This window comes from Vibrio sp. 2132-1 (genome assembly GCF_033344315.1).
Genome location: NZ_JAWPON010000786.1, coordinates 1 through 533 on the forward strand (window position 1 = coordinate 1; position 533 = coordinate 533).

At 43.2% G+C, this 533-nt stretch carries 1 pseudogene; it reads left to right on the forward strand.

The window, feature by feature from the left end:
* Positions 1 to 466 (forward strand): annotated as a pseudogene (locus tag R8N47_RS27995) (ABC transporter substrate-binding protein); the annotation flags it as partial.
* Positions 467 to 533 lie beyond the last annotated feature (67 nt).

A 533-nucleotide genomic window follows, 5' to 3' on the forward strand; every position in this document is an offset into this window, starting at 1 on the left:
GTATGTGCGTGAGAAAAAACACGAACTTGCTTTCTTTGATATGGGGACTTCAGAAATCCCAACTTATTGGGAATACTTCCATTCCGTGAACGCGAACAAACCACAAACGAACTCATTCACTAACTACAGCACGCCAGAGCTAGATGAAAAGATCATTGCGTATCGCTTTAACATGGACATGGATAAGAAGATCCAACTAGGTCATGAGATTCAGCGAGACATTATTGATGCGCACGTGATTGTCACTGGCTACATGGTGCCTTACGTTCGTTATGGACACTGGCGTTGGTTGAAATTGCCAGAGAAACCAATGAATCGAATGACAGAAGCGTTGTTCAGTGGCGGAATTATCGGTGATGGCACGTATTGGATCGACAAAGACGTGAAGAAAGAAACCCAGAAAGCGATGAAGTCGGGTAAAAGCTTTGAACCGGTTGTTGTCGTTGATGACACGTATAAGCTGTAAGGATGTGTTATGGAAAACGATGTAATTTTGAGTGTAAAAGACCTCGAAGTGGAATTCATCACGGATG